Genomic DNA, 2,308 nt, shown 5'->3' with positions numbered 1-2,308 from the left:
GGGCCCGGCCGCACCGAGAACCAGGGCGGCCGCGAACAGGATCCCGCCCCACCACTCGGGCGAGCCGGGCGCCCCGCTCACCCCGCGGAAGCCGCTGGAGCCGGTGCGGCGCCGGTGGATCCACGACCGCACACCGAAGGCGGTCACCAGGCCGGCCAGGTACAGGCCCAGCGCCAGAGCCGGGGCCACTTCCGACATCATCACGGTCCTCCTCGATCCGGCAAACGCAGCACGCCCCGGGTGACCCGCTGGTGCGCCCGAGGAGTGCCAGCAGGCCACCCCTCAACAGTACACAGAAACCTGTACCGTAGGGGGGATGACCGCGGTGACCCCCACCCATACTTCGGCCCTGTCCCGGTTGGGCCATGCTCTCTCGGACGGGACCCGGACCCGGATCCTGCTGTCCCTCCGAGACGCCCCGGCCCGGCCCTCGGAACTGGCTCAGGCCCTGGGGGTGTCCAAGCAGGTGATCTCCAACCAGCTGGGGTGCCTGCGCGGGTGCGGGCTGGTGACCTCCACCGCCGAGGGGCGCAGCACCTGGTACTCCCTGGCCGATCCCCGCCTCGGGGCTGCCCTGGGGGACCTGCTGGAGCTGGTGGTCACCGTGGACCCGACCTGCTGCTCCCCGGAAGGATGCACCTGCACATGACCTCCCTGACCCTGGACCCCAAGCCCATCGCCGATGCACGCCGGGCGGTGCTGCACCGCAGGGTGCGCTGGATCGTGGCCGGCACCATCACCTACAACGTGCTCGAGGCGGTCATCGCCCTGACCGCCGGCACCATCGCCTCCTCCTCGGCGCTGATCGGCTTCGGCCTGGACTCGATCGTGGAGGTCCTCTCCGCGGCGGCGGTGGCGTGGCAGTTCGCCGCCCCGGACCCGCACCGACGGGAAAAGGTGGCGATGCGGGTGATCGCGTTCTCCTTCTTCGGCCTGGCTGCCTTCGTCACCGTCGATGCGATCCGCGCCCTGCTCGGGGCCGCCGAGCCGGAACACTCCCCGGTCGGGATCGCCCTGGCCGCGGTGAGCCTGCTCATCATGCCGTTCCTGTCCTGGTTCGAACGCCGCACCGGCCGGGAGCTGGGCTCTGCTTCTGCGGTGGCCGATTCCAAGCAGACCCTGCTGTGCACCTACCTCTCCGCCGTGCTGCTGGTAGGCCTGGTGCTCAACAGCACCCTGGGCTGGTCCTGGGCCGACCCGCTGGCTGCGCTGGTGATCGCCGCCGTGGCGGTCAAGGAGGGGCTGGAGGCCTGGCGCGGAGACGCCTGCTGCACTCCCGTTGCGGTCCTCACCGCCGAGGACGGTGCACACTGCGGTGGATGCGGTCCCAACTGCGCCCACTGAGCACGGTCGGCACGCGTCGGCGCCCCGAGACGAGGACGCCGGGGCGCACGGCTTCTCAGGAACCGAGGTAGACGGAGATCGCGGCGAACAGCGCAACTCCGCCGGTGAGCAGGATCGGTCCCGGCACGCTGGTGTCGCCTTCGTGGGCTTGGTCGGGCATCTCCTCGACCACAACGCTGGCTAACGTTCCGCCAGTCAGTGCGAGCATGGACAGAGCCCAAATTTCCGGGGCTTGATGCAGCGCGAAATATCCCAGGATGGCCGCGGGCTTCGCTCTCGATCCACCCGCCGCGCCTTTTGAAGTGGCTCCTGTCCCCACCGCTGTGTGGGCGACGACTCCCCGCGCAGCGTCCACGCACCAACAAGCCACCTCACTCAAAGCGCAGAGCGCCCCGCCTTTCTCGGGAAATTAACAGGAAAAAGCCGACAACAATTCAGGTCTTCATCAAGCCTTGACCACTTCTTTACGATCTCTATACATTCCCGAATCGGATTGTGATTGTTTCGTAATCTCCTTGTACTCTTCAGTGCGTGCCGACCACTGATCCTGTCGGCGCCCTCGTGGCACATCGCCGAGTTCTGCCGGTGCTCGGGGTTCCTGAAGAGAAATCGCTTGGCAGAAGCGGGGGAACCATTACCGGTCCCGGTGTACCGGGGCCTTGGGGTTAAGTCTCAGAGCGCGTGCGTTCTGCGGCCGGGTGTCTCCCACCCGCATCCGACAGCTCACCTCGTAGGCAAAGGGAGGAACTCCACCATGTCGCTTTTCAAGCAGCACACTGCCCGTCACCGCGCCCAGACCTCCTCGCGCGCCGTGCGTACCACCACCGTCGTCGCCGCCGCCGGCGCAGCGCTGGTGGGCTCCATCGCTCCGGCCCAGGCCTACGCCGAGATCCCCGCCGCCTCCGGGTCCTCCTATGCGGCTCCGGCCTCGGCGATGGCCGATCTGGCCTCCTACACCACCCCG

At 68.4% G+C, this 2,308-nt stretch carries 3 protein-coding genes, 2 pseudogenes and 1 riboswitch; of the genes and pseudogenes, 3 read left to right on the top strand and 2 right to left on the bottom strand.

The window, feature by feature from the left end; genetic code table 11:
- Window positions 1–201, bottom strand: a pseudogene (locus tag L979_RS05000) (isoprenylcysteine carboxylmethyltransferase family protein); the annotation flags it as partial.
- Between the two features lie 115 nt (window positions 202–316).
- On the opposite strand from L979_RS05000, the gene L979_RS04995 reads away from it, so the two are divergent.
- Together L979_RS04995 and L979_RS04990 are read left to right on the top strand one after the other, a co-directional pair.
- Window positions 317–649, top strand: a complete 333-nt coding sequence (locus L979_RS04995; protein ID WP_019311261.1) for a helix-turn-helix transcriptional regulator — start codon at window positions 317–319, stop codon at window positions 647–649.
- Window positions 646–1,344 carry a cation transporter gene (locus L979_RS04990; RefSeq protein WP_019311262.1) on the top strand — a complete coding sequence of 233 codons (699 nt, stop codon included), beginning with the start codon at window positions 646–648 and terminating at the stop codon, window positions 1,342–1,344. The genes L979_RS04995 and L979_RS04990 overlap by 4 nt, the downstream gene beginning before the upstream one ends.
- Before the next feature lie 55 nt (window positions 1,345–1,399).
- On the opposite strand, the gene L979_RS15830 is transcribed toward L979_RS04990, so the two are convergent.
- Complete coding sequence (locus L979_RS15830) at window positions 1,400–1,552, bottom strand: hypothetical protein (RefSeq protein WP_156125410.1); 153 nt, start codon at window positions 1,550–1,552, stop codon at window positions 1,400–1,402.
- Window positions 1,553–1,904: 352 nt separating this feature from the next.
- A riboswitch (cyclic di-AMP (ydaO/yuaA leader) is annotated at window positions 1,905–2,093 on the top strand.
- Window positions 2,094–2,098: 5 nt separating this feature from the next.
- Here L979_RS15830 and L979_RS04980 point away from each other — a divergent pair.
- A pseudogene (locus L979_RS04980) lies at window positions 2,099–2,308 on the top strand (hypothetical protein); the annotation flags it as partial.

This window comes from Kocuria sp. ZOR0020, from assembly GCF_000800955.1.
Lineage (GTDB): Bacteria > Actinomycetota > Actinomycetes > Actinomycetales > Micrococcaceae > Kocuria > Kocuria subflava.
This window is presented reverse-complemented; position numbering and strand designations above follow the sequence as displayed.